18 protein-coding genes and 5 tRNA genes are annotated in these 22,788 nt (G+C 53.4%); all 23 read left to right on the top strand.

Annotated elements, in window-relative coordinates; genetic code table 11:
• Positions 1-667 precede the first annotated feature (667 nt).
• Positions 668-1,666: a hypothetical protein gene (locus JAO79_RS14855; protein ID WP_227664686.1), complete on the top strand. Its 999-nt coding sequence runs from the start codon at positions 668-670 to the stop codon at positions 1,664-1,666.
• A gap of 14 nt (positions 1,667-1,680) precedes the next feature.
• A complete protein-coding gene (locus JAO79_RS14850; protein ID WP_199008009.1) occupies positions 1,681-1,887 on the top strand; it encodes a DUF6160 family protein in 207 nt (68 codons plus the stop codon).
• Between the two features lie 70 nt (positions 1,888-1,957).
• Positions 1,958-3,328: a hypothetical protein gene (locus JAO79_RS14845; protein ID WP_199008008.1), complete on the top strand. Its 1,371-nt coding sequence runs from the start codon at positions 1,958-1,960 to the stop codon at positions 3,326-3,328.
• A gap of 106 nt (positions 3,329-3,434) precedes the next feature.
• Complete coding sequence (locus JAO79_RS14840; RefSeq protein ID WP_199008007.1) at positions 3,435-4,400, top strand: biotin--[acetyl-CoA-carboxylase] ligase; 966 nt, start codon at positions 3,435-3,437, stop codon at positions 4,398-4,400.
• Positions 4,397-5,131 carry a type III pantothenate kinase gene (locus JAO79_RS14835; RefSeq protein ID WP_199008006.1) on the top strand — a complete coding sequence of 245 codons (735 nt, stop codon included), beginning with the start codon at positions 4,397-4,399 and terminating at the stop codon, positions 5,129-5,131. The genes JAO79_RS14840 and JAO79_RS14835 overlap by 4 nt, the downstream gene beginning before the upstream one ends.
• A 17-nt stretch (positions 5,132-5,148) precedes the next feature.
• A complete protein-coding gene (locus JAO79_RS14830; RefSeq protein ID WP_199008005.1) occupies positions 5,149-5,766 on the top strand; it encodes an SPOR domain-containing protein in 618 nt (205 codons plus the stop codon).
• Positions 5,767-5,797: 31 nt separating this feature from the next.
• A tRNA-Thr gene (locus JAO79_RS14825) sits at positions 5,798-5,873 on the top strand.
• 40 nt (positions 5,874-5,913) lie between these two features.
• A tRNA-Tyr gene (locus tag JAO79_RS14820) sits at positions 5,914-5,997 on the top strand.
• Between the two features lie 10 nt (positions 5,998-6,007).
• Positions 6,008-6,082, top strand: a tRNA-Gly gene (locus JAO79_RS14815).
• Positions 6,083-6,094: 12 nt separating this feature from the next.
• A tRNA-Thr gene (locus JAO79_RS14810) sits at positions 6,095-6,170 on the top strand.
• A gap of 52 nt (positions 6,171-6,222) precedes the next feature.
• Positions 6,223-7,419: an elongation factor Tu gene (gene tuf, locus JAO79_RS14805; protein WP_199007996.1), complete on the top strand. Its 1,197-nt coding sequence runs from the start codon at positions 6,223-6,225 to the stop codon at positions 7,417-7,419.
• Between the two features lie 51 nt (positions 7,420-7,470).
• Positions 7,471-7,546: transfer RNA gene (locus JAO79_RS14800), tRNA-Trp, on the top strand.
• 33 nt (positions 7,547-7,579) lie between these two features.
• The gene (gene secE, locus JAO79_RS14795; protein WP_199008004.1) at positions 7,580-7,948 is read left to right on the top strand and encodes a preprotein translocase subunit SecE; all 369 of its coding nucleotides are present in this window, start codon (positions 7,580-7,582) and stop codon (positions 7,946-7,948) included.
• Between the two features lie 11 nt (positions 7,949-7,959).
• Complete coding sequence (nusG, locus tag JAO79_RS14790) at positions 7,960-8,493, top strand: transcription termination/antitermination protein NusG (protein ID WP_114335776.1); 534 nt, start codon at positions 7,960-7,962, stop codon at positions 8,491-8,493.
• A 118-nt stretch (positions 8,494-8,611) separates the two neighbouring features.
• Positions 8,612-9,043 carry a 50S ribosomal protein L11 gene (rplK, locus tag JAO79_RS14785; RefSeq protein ID WP_199008003.1) on the top strand — a complete coding sequence of 144 codons (432 nt, stop codon included), beginning with the start codon at positions 8,612-8,614 and terminating at the stop codon, positions 9,041-9,043.
• Position 9,044: 1 nt separating this feature from the next.
• Positions 9,045-9,743 carry a 50S ribosomal protein L1 gene (gene rplA / locus JAO79_RS14780; protein WP_199008002.1) on the top strand — a complete coding sequence of 233 codons (699 nt, stop codon included), beginning with the start codon at positions 9,045-9,047 and terminating at the stop codon, positions 9,741-9,743.
• Positions 9,744-9,957: 214 nt separating this feature from the next.
• Positions 9,958-10,488 carry a 50S ribosomal protein L10 gene (rplJ, locus tag JAO79_RS14775; protein WP_199008001.1) on the top strand — a complete coding sequence of 177 codons (531 nt, stop codon included), beginning with the start codon at positions 9,958-9,960 and terminating at the stop codon, positions 10,486-10,488.
• A gap of 39 nt (positions 10,489-10,527) precedes the next feature.
• Positions 10,528-10,902 carry a 50S ribosomal protein L7/L12 gene (gene rplL / locus JAO79_RS14770; RefSeq protein WP_199008000.1) on the top strand — a complete coding sequence of 125 codons (375 nt, stop codon included), beginning with the start codon at positions 10,528-10,530 and terminating at the stop codon, positions 10,900-10,902.
• A 242-nt stretch (positions 10,903-11,144) separates the two neighbouring features.
• A complete protein-coding gene (gene rpoB / locus JAO79_RS14765) occupies positions 11,145-15,221 on the top strand; it encodes a DNA-directed RNA polymerase subunit beta (protein ID WP_199007999.1) in 4,077 nt (1,358 codons plus the stop codon).
• A gap of 77 nt (positions 15,222-15,298) precedes the next feature.
• Complete coding sequence (gene rpoC, locus JAO79_RS14760; RefSeq protein WP_199007998.1) at positions 15,299-19,513, top strand: DNA-directed RNA polymerase subunit beta'; 4,215 nt, start codon at positions 15,299-15,301, stop codon at positions 19,511-19,513.
• 172 nt (positions 19,514-19,685) lie between these two features.
• Positions 19,686-20,060, top strand: a complete 375-nt coding sequence (rpsL, locus tag JAO79_RS14755; RefSeq protein WP_012139854.1) for a 30S ribosomal protein S12 — start codon at positions 19,686-19,688, stop codon at positions 20,058-20,060.
• A gap of 111 nt (positions 20,061-20,171) precedes the next feature.
• A complete protein-coding gene (gene rpsG / locus JAO79_RS14750) occupies positions 20,172-20,642 on the top strand; it encodes a 30S ribosomal protein S7 (protein ID WP_114335783.1) in 471 nt (156 codons plus the stop codon).
• Positions 20,643-20,660: 18 nt separating this feature from the next.
• Positions 20,661-22,766 (top strand): elongation factor G, encoded by a 2,106-nt coding sequence (gene fusA, locus JAO79_RS14745; RefSeq protein ID WP_199007997.1) that lies wholly within the window; start codon positions 20,661-20,663, stop codon positions 22,764-22,766.
• Positions 22,767-22,788 lie beyond the last annotated feature (22 nt).

The raw sequence follows: 22,788 nt of genomic DNA, 5'->3' as shown, positions 1-22,788 counted from the left end.
TAAAACCCCCGATAGCTACGCTATCGGGGTTTTTTTCGTTTCTGATACTTTAAAACCTTGCCTTTATCATCTGCTGCAGCAACTTCTTGATCGTTAAAACGGCCATCGCTATGTTAGTGCGTTGCTGGATGTTAGGCGTACGGCGCGACCAAGCAGGCGCGCGCGAATGGTTAACGCCGCTGACGGGTGTTCGATAAACAGTGCGTGCCCTCGCGCCAATTTGAGACGTGTATAGAATATTCTCCGTAATCGAGTAGGCACTGCTCTGTTACTTTGCTTGTTTTTGCCCGGGATCCCGTTACCCAACTCCACTCGGACACTATCCATAGCGTCAAGGCCGTTTCAGTTGTCATCCAACTGGTAGTCGGCGAGTATGATATCTGGTTTGCGGCCTTCTAACTTCTCAAGCGCTGTTTCCAAACTTTCTTCAGACCAAAGACCTCGAATGGCTGAAAGACGTAAAAAAGCAAAACCTTTCTCCGGAAGACTTCGTTCGGGCAACACAGGGCGCCTTATTTAACATTCCTAACGGCGCCACGGTTCTTAACCTTGAGCAGGCATTCGATGGCATTCCGCGCTTGCGTTCCGAATATATTGATCGTGGCCGAGGTCTGTTCTGATGAATGCGCGAACCCCTCTCGCCTTAAAGGGCTAAAGGTTTTCGAGGATGCTGTGCCTGTTTATCGCCGTCGTGTGGTGTATACCCTCATTAGCCGAACTGAAGATATTGGATGACAACGAGTTGTCGGAAGTCGATGGTGTGGGTATCGGGCTAGTGCTCGACAGCTTTTTATTTTCACACGGTACCGACAAGCCAGATGTCAATGGTGATCAGGCCAGAGTCTTCCGGCTTACCGGTATTAAAAGCAGTGATGGCCAAGATGTTGATATAACCGTCAATCATCTCTATATCGCCGGAGCAGGGAGTAATTATGGTGAACAACTGACGCCGGTAAACCTCGGGCGTCTCAACAATCCCTGGGGCATTGATGTGGTCGATGGAGACAACATCGGTGTCCCTGCTACAGCAATTCTTGAGCTGGCAGCGCCAGCGCTGATGTCGGCCACTGAAGGCTTTGACTGCCTTTCAACCTCCGCTGTTGCCGGTTCCGGTCAGTGTTCCAGTCGGCCCGCAACAGATACCTGGAGGGGGGAGCGAGCGGACATAGGCGTCCAGATGAACGTTGCTGTCGGAAACGACCGTTCGCCAAACCTCAACATTCATGCCCGCAGCGCGGTCGTTGATGGTAGCTATATTCGTCTTTGGGGCGATGACCAGCGTCGACAGATGGCCGGCCAATTCCGATTGAATCTCTATTCGCCGGAAGTCTCAATCAACGCCTGTTCCCAAGACGGCAGCGCATGCAGTTCCAGAATCACAATGTCTGATTTCGTCATGGAGCTTCCTATTGGCAATAGCCTACAGCCGGCGTTTTTTGATGTGGATGGAACGGGTAACTTTCTCCTTGAAGTTGATCCGATTGCAATTCCTGCTGCTGGAACGATCGGCGAGAGCGGTCAGCGCGCCGACAGCGATCCGGCAACCAGCAGTACCGCGCGGCCTACGGACCCCGGTTTCCAGCAGACGACGATCTTCGCCGCGGAAATGCGAGGCGATATAGTCATGCAAGGTAATCTGCTTGTCTTCCCCCACGGAAATCCATAGACCGAGGTTGTGGCATGACGACTATCTCAAGAACGACTCCTTTGATCTGCCGATGGCTGCTTATGGCGGGGCCCGTGGTGTTGGTATCCGGACTGGTAAGGGCAGATATGCAGTCGCTGGACGATGCGGCGTTGTCCCGGGTTCAGGGGCAAAGTGGCATCACGCCGGAAATGGAGCTTTCCACAAGGCGGCTTTTGATGTCAGCTCGGCCGGGGCTTTGAACCTGACTTACCTTGTAGAAGACAGGCGGAGGCAGGTGGCAACCGGTTCGGTTCGGTTAACCTGCGTTTTGTGTTTGAGGATCGTACCTTTAACGGGAAAGCCTACACCAATGCATTCTACTTGCAGGGAGGAGGTCACCCTGATGCTGGCCCGCAAGGCTTAAGGATCGCTGCACAGTGGAGTCTGAGTGGCCTGGATCTGGGCTACACAGAGGATGGTAACCAGGTATACGTAAGTGGCCTTCAATCGTGGGGGCAGGGGGATGTCACCGTAAACGTGACTCGAGAAGAAATTAAAAACGGCACCCAGTTTTACGATGGGTTGAGGGTCGGGTTTGATGGCCTGAAAGCTGGATACCGAATTAATGGCCTGAGGGTGGGGGGCGAGGATGCGCCTCTTCAGGGCGGCACAGAGCTGCTCCTTGCGCTTGGCGTATACCCTGCCTACGAATTTGAAATGGATGGGCATATTACACTCGCTGCGGGCGGGGCATCCGGTGACGGGTTGACAGTCAACTCGGACATCTACATCCGAAACGGCAAGGCCGCTGTGATTGCCGCTCCCTATGACGAGGGGGCTGGAGAAACCGCTCAGAAAGGTCTTTGGCTAACGGATGTGACCTATGAAGGGCATGTAAGAGATATGACCGTCGATATGTCCGAACAGGGGCTTGTCATAGAAACCGGAGAGGCCTGGAGTACCATGGACATTGGTGATGTTCGTGTTGGAACCGCAGATGCCGGCGCAAGTTTTGGTCGGGTACGTCTGCAAAGTTACGAAAAGGGGAGTTCGATAGTCATTGCTCCGGGAGGGGCTGGAAGTGTCTGCGTGGGTGGATCTGGCGCCACATCGACCGCGTGTGATGCGTCAGGCGGCAACTGGGAGGAACGCGGTTCGGAGGGTGTGTCTGTCGGCATGAAGAAGGTGCTCGCACGGGCAGAGGGGCCTGATAAAAGGAATGCCTTGCTCTGGGAAACAAATCGTACCCGAGACGGGCAAGGAAAGGCTGTAAACGGTTCCGGCACAGGTTTGTATTTTAACGATATCCACACGGGTGATGGTGGTGATTTCAATGGCGACGGCATTGAAGAAAACGCCTACGGAATCCAGACAGACCTTGCGGTTGATGTTCACCAGACGAAGGTTACGAAAAAACAGGACGGTCCCGATTCCCTTGGCGTTATCGGTAACCGAGGCGACGAGAAGATTATGGACCCCGGCGCATCGCAGGGGTATCGATACGTCGCTCAGCCGACGGCGGCTGATAAGGCCAATAGACCTCTAGGTTTTGCAGTAAAGGCACAGAGCCGCTTCAAAGAGCTGACGATCAATAATGTTGACCTCATTCACCACAACGGTGGCGCTCGCACAGGACTCTATGGGGCGAAACTCCAGAACTTCGATATCCGAGCGAACCTGACGGCAACGCCCATTCCCTAGATACTAAACAAAATTCCGAAAGGGCAGCAAATACGCTGCCCTTTTGTTTTTTTGCGCATCCTGTTGTTTAATCCTGCACAGTCATTTCTTGTCTGGAAGCAATTGAATGAAACCCAATACCTTGTTAGACCTACTCGGCGACCATCGCGTTCACTCCGGCGAGTCGCTAGCCCAACAGTTAGGGGTTTCGCGCACGGCGGTTTGGAAACAGATCCGAAAAGTAGTGGCCGAAGGCATTGAAGTGAGAACGATCCGTGGCCAGGGGTATCAGCTAGTGACCGCGCTCGACTTACTGGATCAGCACAAAATCACCGATAACTTGGTGAAAGTAGACTCCGCCGATGTGGACCTGGTGGTGTTGAAGGAAGTCGACTCGACAAATGCCGAAGTTGCGCGAAAGTTGTCGGCACCCGGATTGGCAATGCCGGTGGTATTGGCCGATGCCCAAACTGAGGGACGTGGCCGGCGGGGCCGCAACTGGTCCAGCCCCAAAGGCCAGAATTTGTATATGAGCATGGGGCTGACGCTTCGGGGTGGGTTCGAAGGCCTGAGCGGGCTGAGTTTGGTGCTGGGTGTGGCAGTGGTCAGAGCGCTAAATGTTTTGGGAGTAAAGGGCGCGGGATTGAAATGGCCAAATGATCTTTATGCAGGCGGAAAGAAATTTGGCGGGATTTTGGTTGAGATACAGGGTGAGTTACAGGAAGGGCAGGTTCAGGTGATTGCCGGGCTCGGAATTAACGTCCACATGACTGAGGCAGCGGATGTCGATCAGCCTTGGACCAGTCTCGCCAGGCACTGGCCGGATCAGGTTTGGGTTCGTAACGAAATAGCCGCTTCGGTGATTAATGAGGTGGCCAGCGTGATGACGCAATTCCGGAATGGTGGTTTTTCAGCGTTCAGAGATGAGTGGCAGAGGCATGACATCTTTCTCGGTAAGGCGTTATGCGCAAAAGACGGAACACTTGCCGGGGTTGGTGCAGGAGTGGATTCGGGTGGTAACTATCAGCTGGATACCGAAGCGGGTCGGGTATCGGTGATGGCGGGTGATATCAGTCTGCGGGAGAGCGTGTGATCTTACTAATCGATTCCGGAAATACCCGAATTAAATGGCGTTTGATGAGCGGCATGGACCGGGTAGCGGTTGGCGCAGCTGATTTACGTGCCCCTGAACCGTTTAGCACGCTGGCGCCACTCGCAGATCAGGTCAGCCGGGTTTGCGTCTCAACGGTCGCATCGGAAGCCAGCCGGAAGGCTCTGGAAGCAGAGGTCGCCAAGCTGACGCCGGCGCCAATCCATTTCTTCTGGAGCGAAGCTGAGCGAAACGGACTGCAAAACTCCTATCAGGATGTCTCAAGAATGGGTGCGGACCGCTGGCATGCTATGGTTGCTGCCTGGAGCCGTTACTGCGGGGGATGCGCGATTATTGATGCGGGTAGCGCTGTGACCGTGGACTATATCGATGGGGGCGGGATGCATCTGGGTGGATTTATTCTGCCGGGCTTGGGGATGATGCGCCGGAGTCTTAAGTTAGACGCGGCAAGAATCGGTTTTGACGTAGATGACCAGCTCAATACTCGCCCTGGACAAACAACGGGGGAGTGTGCCAATCATGGTTTGGCATGGCTGACCGAAGGTGTTATCCGTCAAGCGCACAGGGATGCAGAGACCTACGGATTGCAGAATGTGCTGATAACCGGGGGCGACGCAAGCCGGTTTGTTCAGCTGGGATTGCGGGCCGAACATGTCCCGGAGCTTGTGCTCGACGGGCTGCAGCGAGTTGTCGAACAGGATGGCTTGCTATGAAGTGGTTGGCGTTATGCATGGCGATGCTGAATGTGTTGCTGTGGTTTTTGCCCGAAAGATTGGCATTGCCCACAGTGAGTGCAACGGTCGCTGGTAGTTTGCCCCGGGTGGCCAGTTTAAAAGCGGCTCAACAACCGAAGCCTGAGTTTGAAAGGGAATATGTTTGCCTCACCATTGGTTGGTTCCGTTCGCCTTCCGTGGTGAATGCCCTTGGGCGAGCCACTGATCTGGAATACCAGGTGAAATCGAAGGTGGCGTCGTTGCAGCCATTGCACTGGGTTTTGGTGCCACCTCAACCTGAACCGGATGCCCGGGCGCTCGCGGAGGATTTGAGGTCTCGAGGCGCCGATGTTTACGTCGTTACCAGGGGGCAATACAAAAATGCGGTTTCATTGGGCATGTTTGAGTCTCTTGAAGCGGCAAAAAAGCTGGTGAGCGAAAAAAAGTCGGAAAATTTGCATGTAACACTGGCCAAGTTCCCTCGTAATCGGATAGGATACGCGCTCGCTTTCAAGGTTGAATCGCTGAGGGAAACCGAAGTGCTTCAAGCGGTTGAAGCGGGTTTTGAGGGAGATTTCGATTTCATCGAACGTAACGCTTGCGAAGGTGTTGCAACATCCGAAAAAAATCCGTAGTATACCGCCCTCGCTGAACGAGCGAATGTGAGCTGGCGTAGCTCAGTTGGTAGAGCAGCTGACTTGTAATCAGCAGGTCGGGGGTTCGATTCCGTCCGCCAGCTCCACTTTTTAGTTTTAAGCAGATCCGCGAAGCGGGTTTGTATTGGAGGGGTTCCCGAGTGGCCAAAGGGATCAGACTGTAAATCTGACGCGAAAGCTTCGCTGGTTCGAATCCAGCCCCCTCCACCACTTATTGCTCGCGGGCATCGTATAGTGGCTATTACCTCAGCCTTCCAAGCTGATGACGCGGGTTCGATTCCCGCTGCCCGCTCCAATTTAGTTTTTCGCTCATGTAGCTCAGTCGGTAGAGCACATCCTTGGTAAGGATGAGGTCACCGGTTCAATTCCGGTCATGAGCTCCACTTTTAATTCCGGTCAACGTTACGGTCCTGGTTGATTAGGGGGATTGGTCGAATGTCTAAAGAAAAATTTGAACGTAGTAAACCGCACGTTAACGTCGGCACCATCGGTCACGTTGACCATGGTAAGACCACTCTGACCGCTGCTCTGACTCGTGTATGTCACGAAGTTTGGGGCACAGGTTCTGCAAGTGCGTTCGACCAGATCGATAACGCACCGGAAGAGCGTGCACGTGGTATAACCATCGCCACGTCACACGTTGAGTACGATTCCCCAAGCCGTCACTACGCGCACGTAGACTGCCCGGGCCACGCTGACTATGTTAAGAACATGATCACTGGTGCGGCTCAGATGGACGGCGCGATCCTGGTTTGTTCCGCAGCTGACGGCCCAATGCCGCAGACTCGTGAGCACATCCTGCTGTCTCGTCAGGTTGGCGTTCCTTACATCGTTGTGTTCCTGAACAAAGCGGACATGGTAGACGATGAAGAGCTGCTTGAGCTGGTTGAGATGGAAGTTCGTGATCTGCTGAGCATGTACGACTTCCCGGGCGACGACACTCCGATCGTTACCGGTTCTGCGTTGATGGCTCTGGAAGGCAAAGACGACAACGAAATGGGTACTACCGCTGTTAAGAAGCTGGTAGAAGCTCTGGATGCGTACATCCCGGATCCTGAGCGTGCTGTTGATCAGCCGTTCCTGATGCCGATCGAGGACGTATTCTCTATCTCTGGCCGTGGTACTGTAGTAACCGGTCGTGTAGAGCGCGGTATCATCAAGGTTGGTGAAGAAGTGGAAATCGTTGGTATCAAGGATACCGTGAAGACTACTTGTACTGGCGTTGAAATGTTCCGTAAGCTGCTCGACGAAGGTCGTGCTGGTGAGAACGTAGGTGTTCTGCTGCGTGGTACCAAGCGTGACGACGTTGAGCGTGGTCAGGTTCTGTGCGTACCGGGTTCTATCAACCCGCACACCAAGTTTGAGTGTGAAGTGTACGTATTGTCTAAAGAAGAAGGTGGTCGTCATACTCCGTTCTTCAAGGGCTACCGTCCTCAGTTCTACTTCCGGACCACTGACGTGACCGGTTCTTGTGAACTGCCGGAAGGTGTTGAAATGGTAATGCCAGGTGACAACGTTCAGATGGTTGTTACTCTGATCGCTCCGATCGCCATGGAAGATGGTCTGCGCTTCGCGATTCGTGAAGGCGGCCGTACCGTTGGTGCCGGTGTGGTAGCTAAAATTATCGAGTAACCTTCGGGTTACTCGCGTACAGTGTAGTGTTGCACTGAGTTGTTTCGGTGCAGGCCAGTAGCTCAATTGGCAGAGCAGCGGTCTCCAAAACCGCAGGTTGGGGGTTCGATTCCCTCCTGGCCTGCCATTTTTTAACATCCGGATACATAAGCTGATTCCTATGGAGTCAAGAGCCGTTCAATCATCCAGTCGTTTCGACCTTGTGAAATGGCTGGTTGTTTTCGTTTTGATTGCCGCCGGAGTGGTGGGTAATCAGTATTTCAGTTCCGAGTCCGTGCTGTACCGGGTTTTGGCTCTCGTGGCGTTGGGTGTTGTGGCGGCTTATGTTGCGCTGCAGACCGATAAAGGTCGCCGTTTTGCGACGCTGCTAAAAGAAGCGCGTGTAGAGATCCGGAAGGTAGTGTGGCCCACAAGACCTGAGCTGGTGCAGACCACCGTTATTGTTGTGGTTTTTGTGTTGGTTGTCTCGTTGATTTTGTGGGGTATGGACTCGCTGATCAGTTGGCTCGTCGCCGGCTTTATCGGTTAACAGGAGTGTCAATGGCTAAGCGCTGGTACGTCGTACATGCGTATTCTGGCTTTGAGAAGCAGGTAATGCGCGCTCTTAAAGAGCGAGTTGCTCTTGAAAGCATGGAAGACAAATTTGGCGACATCCTGGTTCCGACCGAGGAAGTTGTCGAGATGCGTGACGGGAAAAAGCGCAAGAGCGAGCGGAAGTTTTACCCCGGCTACGTTCTGGTTCAAATGGAGCTGGATGACGAGTCGTGGCACCTGGTTAAAGATACCCCGCGAGTGCTTGGCTTCATTGGTGGCACTAAAGAAAAGCCAGCCCCGATCACAGAGCGTGAGGCAGAGGCTATTCTCCGCCGCGTAGAGAGCGGTGCGGACAAGCCCAAGCCCAAGACGCTGTTTGAGCCGGGTGAGGTTGTTCGGGTTATCGAAGGGCCTTTCGCCGACTTCAATGGCGTGGTCGAAGAAGTGGATTACGACAAGAGTCGTGTCAAGGTTGCTGTGCTGATCTTTGGTCGTTCGACTCCAGTAGAGTTGGAGTTTGGTCAGGTCGAGAAAGACTGACGGCAAGCTTGGAAAATTAGAGCTCGCTCGCCACGGCGTAGCGGGCTTTTTGTGTCTGCAGAGTGCAGGCGTCATCACCGGGGAGCCGAAAGGCGTTTGAACCCATAGGAGAACTATCATGGCAAAGAAGATTGAAGCGTATATCAAGCTTCAGGTTGCTGCCGGTCAGGCCAACCCAAGTCCCCCCGTTGGTCCTGCACTGGGTCAGCGCGGCGTAAACATCATGGAATTCTGTAAGGCGTTTAACGCCCAGACTCAAGGTGTAGAGCCTGGTCTGCCGATTCCTACTGTTATCACTGTGTACAGCGATCGCAGCTTTACCTTTATTACTAAAACTCCGCCGGCGCCAGTTCTATTGAAGAAGGCCGCTGGTGTTAAGAGTGGTTCTGGTCGTCCCAACACTGAAAAGGTTGGTACCGTAACGCGCGCTCAGCTTGAAGAAATTGCCAAGACCAAAGAGCCGGATCTGACAGCAGCAGATATGGACGCTGCGGTTCGTACCATTGCCGGAACAGCCCGTAGTATGGGTCTGACTGTGGAGGGTCTATAAGATGGCTAAGTTGAGCAAGCGTAAGCAGCTGATCGCTGAAAAAGTAGACTCTACCCGTGCATACTCTGTAGACGAGGCGGTTGCCCTGCTGGCTGAAGTGGGTCAGGCCGTAAAGTTCAAAGAGTCTGTTGATGTTGCTGTAAATCTGGGTGTGGATGCACGTAAATCTGACCAGGTCGTTCGTAGCAGCACGGTTCTGCCGCACGGCACAGGTAAAACTGTACGTGTCGCTGTCTTTACCCAGGGTGCAAACGCTGAGAAAGCAACTGCCGCTGGTGCCGACGTTGTTGGTATGGACGATTTGGCAGAAGAAGTTAAGAAAGGCAACATGGATTTTGACGTGGTTATCGCAACCCCGGACGCAATGCGTGTTGTAGGTCAGCTGGGTCAGATTCTGGGGCCTCGTGGCCTGATGCCTAACCCGAAGGTTGGTACTGTGACTGCTGATGTTGAAACTGCAGTTAAAAATGCCAAGGCTGGTCAGGTTCGCTACCGTACTGATAAGAACGGTATCATCCACGCTCCGCTGGGTAATGTTGAATTTACTGCTCAGAACATCAAGGAGAACCTTGAAGCTCTGGTTGCAGATCTTAAAAAGGCCAAGCCTGCGTCGTCTAAAGGTGTGTATCTGAAGAAGATCACTATCTCTTCGACCATGGGTCCTGGCCTGACTATTGATCAAAGCTCACTGAGCCTCTGATTAGTAGTTACTTTGTAGTCTAGGCGGAAGCCGAGGCTGTCAAAGACCGTAGGCCCCTGAGGCTCTTGGTAACAAGAGCCATACGGGTTAAAGCAACGCCTACGCAGACGGTGTGAAGACGTTCTCTCTGAACCCAAACACCGTAAGGCGCCCTTTTCTGAAGGGCAATGATGGGTTTGCCGGGGTTGTCCCGGCGAAATCGAGGAGAAATCCAGTGGCAATTAGACTCGAAGACAAGAAAGCGATCGTCGCTGAAGTCAACGAGACTGCTGGTGCTGCTCTGTCTGTGGTTTTGGCTGACTATCGTGGTGTTACCTCTGGTGACATGACGGCGCTTCGTGCCAAGGCTCGTGCTGAAAACGTACATCTGCAGGTTGTTCGTAACAACCTCGCCAAGATTGCGATTAAAGGTACTGAGTTCGAGTGCATCGATTCTGCGTTGGTTGGTCCTACCATTCTGGCTTTTTCAATGGAAGATCCGGGTGCCGCTGCGCGCCTGTTGAAGGATTTCGCCAAAGAAAAAGAGGCTTTCGAGATCAAAGGTCTGGCCGTCGGCGGTGAGCTGATGGGTGCAGAGCAAATCGATCGCCTGGCCACTCTGCCGACGCTGCACGAAGCGTTGACGAAGCTGGCTATTGTTACACAGGCACCAGTAACCAAGCTTGCACGTACTCTGAACGATATTCCGGGCAGAATCACACGTGTAGTAGCTGCAGTTCGCGACCAGAAGCAAGACGCTGCTTGATTCTGTTGAACACCATATTTTATTTTTTGGGAGAAAGTCATGGCTCTGTCTAAAGACGATATTTTGAATGCAATTGCTGAAATGAGCGTAATGGAAGTTGTTGAGCTCGTTGAAGCTATGGAAGAGAAGTTCAACGTTTCTGCCGCTGCAGCTGTTGCTGCTGCGCCTGCAGCTGCTGGTGGTGGCGAAGCCGCTGAAGAGCAGACTGAATTTGACGTTGTTCTGACCGGCGCTGGCGACAAGAAAGTTAACGCCATCAAGGCCGTTCGTGAACTGACAGGTCTTGGCCTGAAAGAAGCGAAAGAAATGGTTGATGGCGCTCCTTCTACTGTTAAGGAAGGCGCTAGCAAGGAAGAGGCTGAAGAAGCCAAGAAGAAGCTTGAGGAAGCAGGCGCTTCTGTTGAGCTTAAGTAATAGTCGGTTGTTGATCGACACCGCGCCTTAGGCGCGGCGAGGCTGGTGGCAATATGCCACCGGCCTTTTTGTGTTGTATATGCTATAGAGTCTGGTGGGCTATATCAGGTTAATTTCAGATGTATAACCTGCAACCAGAGTCTTGTTCAAGGCGGCGCAATATGCCGAGCAACTCGGCCCCGAAGCAGAACACATGATTGCTTCTTGATACCAGGTATCAGGTCTAAAGCTGGGGAATGCAGATGACTTACTCCTACACCGAAAAAAAGCGGATTCGCAAAGATTTCAGTAAATTGCCTTCCGTGATGGACGTCCCCTATTTGCTGTCTATTCAGCTGGATTCGTTCCGGGACTTCCTACAAATGGAAGCCGTTCCTGAGGACCGCCGGGAAACCGGTCTTCACGCAGCGTTCAAATCCGTATTCCCGATTGTCAGCTACTCTGGCAACGCCGCGCTCGAGTATGTGAGCTATCGGATCGGCGAGCCGGTATTTGACGTCAAGGAATGTCAGCTCCGGGGCGTTACATACGCGGCGCCGCTGCGGGTGAAAGTCCGCTTGATCATTTATGATAGAGAATCGTCTAACAAGGCGATCAAGGACATTAAAGAACAAGAAGTCTACATGGGCGAAATGCCCCTGATGACCGAGAACGGTACCTTCGTTATTAACGGTACCGAGCGCGTTATTGTTTCCCAGCTGCACCGGTCGCCGGGTGTGTTCTTTGACCACGACAAGGGTAAAACCCACTCCTCTGGTAAGCTGTTGTATTCAGCGCGAGTGATTCCTTACCGTGGCTCATGGTTGGACTTCGAATTTGATCCGAAAGATTCCGTTTTCGTTCGTATCGACCGTCGTCGTAAGCTGCCGGCTTCTATCTTGTTGCGTGCTCTGGGTTACACATCCGAGCAAACGCTGGCCATGTTCTTCGAGACCAGTAAGTTCACGATAGGCAAAGAGGTTTGTAACCTCGAGCTGGTTCCAAGCCGTCTGCGTGGTGACATAGCCACCTTCGATATTAAAGATAACGAAGGTAATGTCATTGCCGAGGAAGGTCGCCGGATTACCGCTCGCCATATCAAGCAGCTTGAAAAAGCGGGTATTACCGAGCTGGAAGTGCCAACCGAATACCTGTACGGCCGCGTTCTTGCCAAAGACATGATCGATGCGTCTACCGGTGAGGTGCTGGTTGAGTGCAACACCGAGCTCACCGAAGAGGTGATGGATACGATCCTCGACGCCGGTGTCACCGAGCTTGAAACTCTTTATACCAACGACCTTGACTGTGGTCCGTTCATGTCCGACACCCTGCGTGTCGATCCGACTCGGACGCCGCTGGAAGCGTTGGTAGAGATCTACCGCATGATGCGTCCTGGCGAGCCGCCAACGAAAGAATCTGCGGAAAATCTGTTTAACAACCTGTTCTTCTCCGAAGAGCGGTACGATCTGTCTGCGGTTGGCCGGATGAAGCTGAACCGTCGTCTGGGTCGTGAAGAAAGCACCGGCGAAGGCATCCTGACACACGAAGACATCATCGACGTTCTTAAAACGTTGATCGCGATTCGTAATGGTCAAGGCCAGGTCGATGACATCGATAACCTGGGTAACCGTCGTGTTCGCTGTGTTGGTGAGATGGCGGAAAACCAGTTCCGTGTAGGCCTGGTGCGTGTTGAACGTGCGGTACGTGAGCGTTTGAGTCTGGCTGAGAGCGAAGGCCTGATGCCTCAGGATCTCATTAACGCCAAGCCGGTTGCGGCGGCCGTTAAAGAGTTCTTTGGTTCAAGTCAGCTGTCTCAGTTCATGGACCAAAACAACCCGCTTTCCGAGGTTACACACAAGCGTCGTATTTCCGCGTTGGGCCCAGGTGGTCTGACCCGTGAGCGTGCAGGCTTTGAGGTTCGAGACGTTCACCCGACCCACTATGGTCGTGTGTGCCCAATCGAAACGCCGGAAGGTCCGAACATCGGTTTGATCAACTCGCTGGCAACCTATGCCCGCTCTAACTCCTACGGTTTCCTTGAGAGTCCGTATCGAAAAGTAGTCGACGGCGTTGTCACCGATGAGCTGGTTTACCTGTCCGCGATTGAAGAAAGCAATTACGTGATCGCTCAGGCCAGTGCTGCCACCGATGAAGGCAAGCGCTTGACCGACGAGCTGGTTACCGTGCGTCACCAGAACGAATTTACCGTTGCACCGCCAGAAGCGGTCAACTTCATGGACGTTTCTCCACGCCAGGTTGTATCGGTTGCAGCGTCTTTGATTCCGTTCCTTGAGCACGACGATGCTAACCGCGCCTTGATGGGCGCGAACATGCAGCGCCAGGCGGTTCCGACTCTGATTTCTCAGGTGCCTCTGGTAGGTACCGGTGTTGAGCGTACCGTTGCCCAAGACTCCGGTGTGTGTGTGACCGCACGTCGTGGCGGTGTGATTGAAAGCGTGGATGCCGCGCGTATCGTTGTTCGTGTAAACCAAAGCGAAACAGAAGCCGGTGACGCAGGTGTGGATATCTACAACCTGACCAAGTACACCCGCTCGAACCAGAACACCTGTATTAACCAGCGTTCCATCGTTCGTGAAGGCGATGAAATTGCGCGTGGTGACGTATTGGCTGATGGTCCGTCTGTCGACTTGGGTGAGCTGGCTCTGGGCCAGAACATGCGCATCGCTTTCATGCCGTGGAACGGTTACAACTTTGAGGACTCCATCCTTATCTCCGAGAAAGTGGTTCAGGAAGATCGCCTGACCACCATCCACATTCAGGAACTGACCTGTGTGGCTCGTGATACCAAGCTGGGTAGTGAAGAAATCACCGCGGATATTCCAAACGTCGGTGAAAGCGCACTGGCTAAGCTGGATGAGTCTGGCATCGTCTACATCGGCGCGGAAGTAGGCCCTGGGGATATCCTGGTGGGTAAGGTGACACCTAAGGGTGAAACCCAGCTGACTCCTGAGGAGAAACTGCTGCGTGCGATCTTCGGTGAGAAAGCCTCTGACGTGAAAGACACGTCACAGCGGGTCCCAACGGGCACCCGTGGTACGGTGATTGACGTTCAGGTCTTCACCCGCGATGGCATCGAAAAAGATGCCCGCGCTCAAGCGATTGAAAAAGAGCAGCTTGATAAGTACCGCAAAGATCTGAAAGACGAATACCGCATCGTTGAAGGCGCCACCTTCGAGCGCTTGATGGTTGCTTTGAAGGACCAGGAGGTCATCAGCGGCCCCGGATTGAAAAAGGGTGCTAAGCTGGATGAGGCGTACTTGGCAGAGCTGCCACGTGCCGACTGGTTCAAGCTGCGGATGAAAGACGAAGCTCTGAATGAGCTTCTGGAAAAATCCGAGCAAGGTCTTGAAGAGCGTAAGAAAGAGCATGAGGCGCGCTTCGACGACAAAAAAGGCAAGCTGCAGCAAGGCGACGACCTGGCTCCGGGCGTGCTGAAGATCGTTAAGGTGTACCTGGCGATTAAGCGTCGTATCCAGCCAGGTGACAAGATGGCTGGCCGTCACGGTAACAAAGGTGTTATCTCTGCGGTTATGCCGATCGAAGATATGCCTTACGATGAATTCGGTAATACCGTTGATATCGTTCTGAACCCGCTGGGTGTACCGTCGCGGATGAACGTTGGTCAGGTACTGGAAACCCATTTGGGTGCCGCAGCCAAGGGTCTGGGTGAGCGGATCAGTCTGATGCTTGACGAACAGCGCAAAGTCGCTGAACTTCGCGAGCTTCTGGATCAGATCTACAACCACTCGGATGAGGTGTTCAAGGTGGATCTGGATAGCCTTAGCGATAAGGAAATTCTGGAGCTTTGTAACAACCTGCGTGGCGGTGTGCCAATGGCGACCCCGGTATTTGATGGTGCCGAGGAAGCAGAGGTTAAGCGGATGCTTGAGTTGGCCGGTCTGAGCACGACAGGTCAGACTAAGTTGTACGACGGCCGTACCGGCGATGCGTTCGATCGCCCGGTCACAGTTGGCTATATGTACATCCTCAAGCTGAACCACCTGATTGACGACAAGATGCACGCGCGTTCGACCGGTTCTTACAGCCTGGTTACCCAGCAGCCGCTGGGTGGTAAGGCTCAGTTCGGTGGTCAGCGTTTCGGTGAGATGGAAGTCTGGGCGTTGGAGGCATACGGTGCCGCCTACACCCTGCAGGAAATGCTTACCGTTAAGTCCGATGACGTCAACGGCCGGACCAAGATGTATAAGAACATTGTCGATGGAGACCATCGCATGGAGCCGGGCATGCCCGAATCCTTCAACGTTCTTGTCAAGGAGATCCGCTCGTTGGGTATCGACATCGAGCTGGAATCCGAGTGAGCCGAATAGTTTTTTGGCAGCGTGAGCGGGCACTGAGTGTGCCCGCCCGAGATTAACGCCATCCGGAGCTTTTACTGATGAAAGATTTACTGAATCTTCTCAAGAGCCAGAATCAAAGCAAGGAATTTGACGCCATCCGTATTGGTTTGGCATCGCCTGATATGATTCGCTCCTGGTCTTTTGGCGAAGTGAAAAAGCCTGAGACCATTAACTACCGTACCTTCAAGCCGGAGCGTGACGGTCTTTTCTGTGCCAAGATCTTCGGCCCGATCAAAGATTACGAGTGCCTGTGCGGTAAGTACAAGCGACTCAAGCATCGCGGTGTTATCTGTGAGAAGTGTGGCGTAGAGGTTGCACTGGCCAGCGTTCGTCGTGAGCGTATGGGTCACATCGAGCTGGCGAGTCCGGTTGCACACATTTGGTTCCTGAAGTCATTGCCGTCCCGTATCGGTTTGATGCTGGACATGACCCTGCGTGATATCGAGCGGGTCCTGTACTTCGAGAGCTTCATCGTTATCGATCCGGGTATGACTACCCTTGAAAAGGGTCAGTTGCTTAACGATGAGCAGTATTACGAAGCCCTGGAAGAATTCGGTGACGAATTTGACGCCCGTATGGGTGCCGAGGCCGTTAAAGAGTTGCTGCAGGATATCGACCTGCAGGAAGAAGTGGATCGTCTTCGTGAAGAGATTCCTCAGACCAACTCCGAAACCAAGATCAAGAAGTTCAGCAAGCGTCTGAAGATTCTTGAGGCCTTCCTGTACTCCGGCAATAAGCCGGGTGATATGGTGATGACTGTTCTGCCCGTTCTGCCACCGGATTTGCGTCCGCTGGTACCTCTGGACGGCGGTCGGTTTGCTACGTCCGACCTGAACGATCTCTACCGTCGCGTCATCAACCGTAACAACCGTCTTAAGCGCCTGCTGGAGCTGAATGCTCCGGACATCATCGTGCGCAATGAGAAGCGTATGCTTCAGGAAGCGGTTGATGCGCTGCTGGACAACGGTCGTCGCGGCCGTGCCATCACCGGCACCAACAAGCGTCCGCTGAAATCGCTGGCAGACATGATCAAGGGTAAGCAGGGTCGTTTCCGTCAGAACCTGCTGGGTAAGCGTGTTGACTACTCAGGCCGTTCGGTCATCGTGGTTGGTCCTTACCTGCGTTTGCACCAGTGTGGTCTTCCGAAGAAGATGGCTCTGGAGCTGTTCAAGCCGTTTATTTTCTCCAAGCTTGAGCATCGTGGACTGGCCACTACCATCAAAGCCGCCAAGAAAATGGTTGAGCGCGAAGAAGGTGTGGTCTGGGATATTCTGGATGAAGTTATCCGTGAACACCCGATCCTGTTGAACCGTGCGCCTACACTGCACCGTTTGGGTATCCAGGCATTCGAGCCGGTACTGATCGAAGGTAAAGCGATCCAGCTGCACCCACTGGTCTGTGCGGCCTATAACGCCGACTTTGACGGTGACCAGATGGCGGTACACGTACCGCTGACCCTGGAAGCTCAGCTTGAAGCCCGCGCGTTGATGATGTCTACCAACAACGTGTTGTCGCCAGCCAACGGCGAGCCGATCATCGTTCCTTCTCAGGACGTTGTATTGGGCTTGTATTACATGACGCGTGAGCGCCATGCGGCTGTCGGTGAAGGCATCGTATTCTCAGACGTGAAAGAAGCCCACCGTGCTTACGGCGCCGGTAAGGTTGATCTTCAGGCAAAAGTGAAGATCCGTGTTAAGGAAGTTGCGATTGCGGAAGACGGGTCCCGCAGCGAAGCCTACCGTATCGTTGATACAACGGTTGGTCGTGCGCTGTTGTTTGACATCGTTCCTGATGGCCTGCCATTCGACATCGTCAACAAGCCGATGGTCAAGAAGGCGATCTCGAACCTGATCAACACCTGTTACCGTGATGCTGGCCTCAAAGATACCGTTATCTTTGCCGACCAGCTCATGTACATGGGTTACCACTACGCAACTCGTTCCGGTATCTCGATTTGCTTTAACGACTTCGAGATCCCGCCAGAGAAGTACGAGCTGGTAGACGCAGCTTCTGACGAAGTAAAAGATATTGAAAACCAGTACGCCTCCGGTCTGCTGACGCAGGGTGAGAAGTACAACAAGGTTATCGATATCTGGTCGCGCGCTAACGATAAAGTCTCGAAAGCGATGATGGAGCGACTGTCCCAGGAGCAGGTTATTGGTCCTGACGGTCAGCCGGTTAAAGGCGAAGACGGCAGTGAGCTGATGCAGGAGTCGTTTAACTCCGTGTACATGATGGCCGATTCCGGTGCTCGGGGTTCCGCAGCACAGATTCGTCAGTTGTCTGGTATGCGTGGTTTGATGGCGAAGCCGGATGGTTCGATCATCGAAACACCGATCACAGCGAACTTCCGTGAAGGTCTGAACGTACTCCAGTACTTTATCTCGACTCACGGTGCTCGTAAGGGTCTTGCGGATACCGCACTGAAAACCGCGAACTCCGGTTACCTGACCCGTCGTTTGGTTGACGTATCTCAAGATCTGGTTGTCACGGTAGAAGACTGTGGTACCGACGAAGGTCTGCTGATGACACCGCACATCGAAGGTGGTGACGTTGTTGTGCCGCTGGGCGATCGTGTGCTGGGTCGTGTTACGGCTCGGGATGTATTCACCCCGACCGATAAAGAAAATGCCGTTGTTGAAGCCGGCACGCTGCTTGACGAGAAGACTGTCGAGTTGGTTGAACGCGCGGGTGTGGACGAGATCTGGGTACGCTCTGCGATTACCTGTGAGACTCGCCACGGCATCTGTTCTATGTGTTACGGCCGTGATTTGGCTCGTGGTCACCAGGTTAACGTGGGTGAGGCTGTCGGTGTTATCGCTGCACAGTCCATCGGTGAGCCGGGTACCCAGCTGACCATGCGTACGTTCCACATCGGTGGTGCGGCGAGCCGGGCGTCTGCGGTCGATAACATCCAGGTCAAGCACGGTGGTACGGTTCGCCTGCATAACCTGAAATCGATCGAGAAGACCGATGGTTCACTGGTCGTTATCTCTCGTTCATCTGCGTTGGCGATCGCCGACGAGCAGGGCCGTGAGCGCGAGTGGTACAAGCTGCCGTACGGTGCCGTGCTGTCTGTTAAAAACGGTGACGAGGTAGAAGCGGGTGTTGCGGTTGCGAAATGGGATCCGCACACGCACCCAATCATCGCGGAAGCGAAAGGTACGGCCAAGTTCGTCAACATGGAAGAGGGCATTACTGTCCGCACCCAGGCTGATGAACTGACCGGCTTGTCTACCATGGAAGTGATTGACGCGAAAGAGCGTCCTGCTGCCGGTAAAGATATCCGTCCTGCGATTCAGTTGCTGGATGAGAATGGCGAAGAGGCAGAGCTGCCGGGTGGTGGTGCTGCGATTTTCTTCCTGCCAGCGAACGCTCTGGTGAGCATGTCGAACGGCGCGAAAGTGGAACTGGGTGACGTTGTAGCCCGTATCCCTCAGGAAAGCTCCAAGACCCGAGACATCACCGGTGGTCTGCCACGTGTTGCCGACTTGTTCGAGGCGCGTCGCCCGAAAGAGTCTGCCATTTTGGCTGAAATCAGTGGTGTTGTGTCGTTCGGTAAAGAAACCAAAGGCAAGAAGCGTCTGGTTCTGACACCGAAAGATGGCGATCCTTATGAAGTTCTGATTCCGAAACACCGTCAGATGAACGTGTTTGAAGGTGAAACGGTTGAGAAGGGTGAGGTAATTTCCGACGGCCCATCCAACCCGCACGACATTTTGCGTCTGTTGGGTGTGGTTGAACTGGCGAAATACATCACCAACGAAATTCAGGATGTTTACCGTCTGCAGGGCGTTGTGATCAACGATAAGCACATTGAAGTTATCGTTCGTCAGATGTTGCGCAAAGTGGAAATCACCGATCCGGGCGACACCACCTTGTTGGCAGGTGATCAGGTTGAGATCACCCACGTTCTGGAAGAGAACGAGAAAGCGGAAGCGGCTGATAAAGAGCCGGCCCGTTTCGATCGCCTGCTGTTGGGTATCACCAAAGCATCGCTCGCGACCGAATCGTTCATTTCGGCGGCCTCGTTCCAGGAGACAACGCGGGTTCTCACCGAAGGTGCGGTCACTGGTAAGCGTGATTACCTGCGCGGCCTGAAAGAAAACGTTGTGGTGGGTCGACTGATTCCGGCAGGTACCGGTTTGGCTTATCACAGTGCAAGACGTCGCCGCCGCGACCTGGAAGAGCAGGGCGTAACCGCTGCGGATGTCGAAGAAGCTCTGAGCGCAGAACTCAATCGCGAACTCTGATTCCTGATTGAAAAAGCGTGCCACCCCCGGGTAGATACCTACACGGGGAGTGGTTAAAAAGAGAACAGTCATCTTGACTGTGCCCGGGCGCAGGCTTAAACTTGCGACCCTAAATTTTACCCTCTGTTTAGAGGGTAAGTTTCATTGGTATGGTTTTTTGGAGTTTGCTTACATGGCAACGATTAATCAGTTGGTGCGTAAGCCTCGTAAGCGCAAGGTAGCCAAGAGCGATGTTCCTGCTCTTCAGGCCTGTCCTCAGCGCCGTGGTGTATGTACTCGTGTATACACCACAACGCCGAAGAAGCCGAACTCAGCATTGCGTAAAGTGTGCCGTGTTCGTCTGACCAACGGCTTCGAGGTTTCGTCATACATTGGTGGTGAAGGTCACAACCTTCAGGAGCACAGTGTTGTGCTGATCCGTGGCGGTCGAGTAAAAGACCTTCCGGGTGTGCGCTACCACACTGTTCGCGGTACTTTGGATACCCAGGGTGTTCAAAACCGTAAGCAGGGCCGCTCCAAGTACGGTGCTAAACGACCCAAGTCCTAATGTCCCAGACGGGTGTCTTTTATCGTTGCTTGTCAGAACGGTAAGAGTAAGGCTGAGTAGCTATTGCTATCTCAGGGGTTCCTGAAGACCTTTAAATATAAGGGCTTATCGATGCCTAGAAGAAGAGTTGCAGCAAAGCGGGAGATTATTCCCGATCCTAAATTCGGCAGTGCACGTCTTGCCAAGTTCATCAACCACGTGATGGAAAGCGGCAAGAAGTCAACTGCAGAGCGCATTGTTTACGGTGCTCTGACAATTGTTGCCGAGAAGTCTAACGAAGAGCCGATCGAAATGTTCGAAAAGGCCCTGGAAAACATCCAGCCGATGGTTGAGGTTAAGTCCCGTCGTGTGGGTGGTGCTACTTACCAGGTGCCCGTAGAAGTACGGCCTTCCCGTCAGAATGCGCTGGCCATGCGTTGGTTGGTGGAGTTCTCTCGGAAGCGTGGTGAAAAGTCCATGGCTCAGCGTCTTGCTGGCGAAATTCTTGATGCGGCCGAGAGCAAAGGTTCTGCAGTTAAGAAGCGTGAAGACGTACATCGCATGGCAGAAGCCAACAAGGCCTTCTCTCACTTCCGTTTCTAAACAGCCGAGGTTTATACAGTGGCACGCAAAACACCGATTAAACGTTACAGAAACATTGGTATCTGTGCGCACGTTGATGCGGGCAAGACCACCACGACCGAACGTATTCTTTACTATACGGGTCGTAGCCATAAGATGGGTGAAACCCATGATGGCGCGTCTACCACTGACTGGATGGAGCAAGAGCAGGAGCGTGGTATTACCATCACCTCTGCCGCTGTTACGACATTCTGGCAGGGTATGGACAAGCAATTCGATGAGCACCGCGTAAACATCATCGACACCCCGGGCCACGTTGACTTCACGATCGAAGTTGAGCGTTCCCTGCGTGTTCTGGATGGTGCGGTAGTTGTGTTCTGTGGTTCTTCTGGTGTTGAGCCTCAGTCCGAGACTGTTTGGCGTCAGGCGAACAAGTACGAAGTGCCTCGCATGGTTTTCGTGAACAAGATGGACCGTGCCGGCGCAGATTTCCTGCGTGTGGTTGGGCAGATTAAAGCTCGTCTCGGCGCGACTCCTGTGCCTCTCCAGTTGCCAATCGGTGCTGAAGACCAGTTTGCGGGCGTTGTAGATCTGCTGCGTAACAAGGCGATCTACTGGAGCGATGACGATCTGGGTATGACCTACCGTGAGGACGAAGTTCCTGCGGATATGGTTGACCAGGTTCAAGAGTACCGTGAAGCGCTGATTGAAGCTGCAGCCGAAGCTAACGAAGAGTTGATGGACAAGTATCTCGAGGGTGGCGAGCTCACTCTGGAAGAGATCAAGGCGGGTCTGCGTGCTCGTACCTTGGCCAACGAGATCGTTCTGGCTTGCTGTGGTTCTGCGTTCAAGAACAAGGGTGTTCCTGCTGTTCTTGATGCGGTTGTCGAATATCTGCCGGCTCCTGACGAAGTTCGTGCAATCCGCGGTGAAGTTGACGACGAAGGTACCGAGGAAACTCGTCCAGTTGACGACAACGCACCGTTCGCCGCTCTGGCGTTCAAGATTGCGACTGACCCGTTCGTAGGTGCTTTGACCTTCTTCCGTGTTTACTCCGGTAAGTTGGAATCCGGTAACTCCGTATTCAACTCCGTGAAAGGCAAAAAAGAGCGTGTGGGCCGTATGGTTCAGATGCACGCTAACGATCGTGAGGAGATCAAAGAGGTTCTGGCGGGCGATATTGCTGCGGCAATCGGCCTGAAGAACGTCACCACTGGTGATACTTTGTGTGACGAGAATCATAAGATCATTCTCGAGCGCATGGAGTTCCCTGAGCCGGTTATCTCCGTAGCTGTTGAGCCTAAGTCTAAGGCCGACCAGGAGAAGATGGGTGTGGCGCTGGGTAAGCTGGCCCAGGAAGATCCTTCTTTCCGTGTTCGCACTGATGAAGAATCTGGTCAGACCATTATCTCCGGTATGGGTGAGCTGCACCTGGACATCATCGTTGACCGTATGCGTCGTGAATTTAAGGTAGAGGCCAACATTGGTAAGCCTCAGGTTGCCTATCGCGAGTGCATCCGTAAGCCGGTTGATGTCGAAGGTAAGTTTGTTCGTCAGTCTGGTGGTCGCGGTCAGTACGGTCACGTCAAGGTTAAGCTTGAGCCGCTGCCGTTGGACGAGGAAGATGGCGAAAACTTCATCTTCGTGAACGAAATCGTTGGTGGTGTTGTTCCTAAGGAATACATCCCGGCTGTACAGCAGGGTATTGCTGAGCAAATGCAAAATGGCTGCCTGGCAGGCTATCCGTTGCTTCGCATCAAGGCGACTCTGTACGACGGTTCGTATCACGATGTTGACTCCAACGAAATGGCCTTTAAAGTTGCCGGTTCCATGGCGATGAAGAAGGGTGCACTGGAAGCCAATCCTGCGCTTCTGGAGCCGATCATGAAAGTTGAAGTTGTCAGCCCTGAAGAATACATGGGTGACGTCGTTGGTGATTTGAACCGTCGTCGTGGCCTGATCCAGGGTATGGATGACGGCCCTGCGGGCAAGATCATCCGCGCAGAAGTTCCGTTGTCGGAAATGTTTGGTTACGCCACTGATCTGCGTTCAGCGACACAGGGTCGGGCGTCTTATGCGATGGAGTTCTCCCGTTATATGGAAGCTCCTTCGAACATTGCCGAAGCGATCATTAAAAAGGGTTGATCCCCAGGACTTAAGAAACAGG

Origin of the sequence: Marinobacter litoralis, assembly GCF_016427555.1 — a bacterium.
GTDB lineage: Bacteria > Pseudomonadota > Gammaproteobacteria > Pseudomonadales > Oleiphilaceae > Marinobacter > Marinobacter litoralis_A.
The sequence above is the reverse complement of the archived record's forward strand: the minus strand, read 5'-3'. Positions and strand labels throughout refer to the sequence as shown.

Coding starts and splice junctions, on each gene's coding strand:
- secE (WP_199008004.1), top strand. CDS start 7,580: ATGGAGTCAAGAGCCGTTCAATCATCCAGTCGTTTCGACCTTGTGAAA.
- rplL (WP_199008000.1), top strand. CDS start 10,528: ATGGCTCTGTCTAAAGACGATATTTTGAATGCAATTGCTGAAATGAGC.
- tuf (WP_199007996.1), top strand. CDS start 6,223: ATGTCTAAAGAAAAATTTGAACGTAGTAAACCGCACGTTAACGTCGGC.
- JAO79_RS14830 (WP_199008005.1), top strand. CDS start 5,149: ATGGCGATGCTGAATGTGTTGCTGTGGTTTTTGCCCGAAAGATTGGCA.
- rpsG (WP_114335783.1), top strand. CDS start 20,172: ATGCCTAGAAGAAGAGTTGCAGCAAAGCGGGAGATTATTCCCGATCCT.
- rpsL (WP_012139854.1), top strand. CDS start 19,686: ATGGCAACGATTAATCAGTTGGTGCGTAAGCCTCGTAAGCGCAAGGTA.
- rpoC (WP_199007998.1), top strand. CDS start 15,299: ATGAAAGATTTACTGAATCTTCTCAAGAGCCAGAATCAAAGCAAGGAA.
- nusG (WP_114335776.1), top strand. CDS start 7,960: ATGGCTAAGCGCTGGTACGTCGTACATGCGTATTCTGGCTTTGAGAAG.
- rpoB (WP_199007999.1), top strand. CDS start 11,145: ATGACTTACTCCTACACCGAAAAAAAGCGGATTCGCAAAGATTTCAGT.
- rplA (WP_199008002.1), top strand. CDS start 9,045: ATGGCTAAGTTGAGCAAGCGTAAGCAGCTGATCGCTGAAAAAGTAGAC.
- JAO79_RS14850 (WP_199008009.1), top strand. CDS start 1,681: ATGACGACTATCTCAAGAACGACTCCTTTGATCTGCCGATGGCTGCTT.
- JAO79_RS14840 (WP_199008007.1), top strand. CDS start 3,435: ATGAAACCCAATACCTTGTTAGACCTACTCGGCGACCATCGCGTTCAC.
- JAO79_RS14855 (WP_227664686.1), top strand. CDS start 668: ATGCTGTGCCTGTTTATCGCCGTCGTGTGGTGTATACCCTCATTAGCC.
- rplK (WP_199008003.1), top strand. CDS start 8,612: ATGGCAAAGAAGATTGAAGCGTATATCAAGCTTCAGGTTGCTGCCGGT.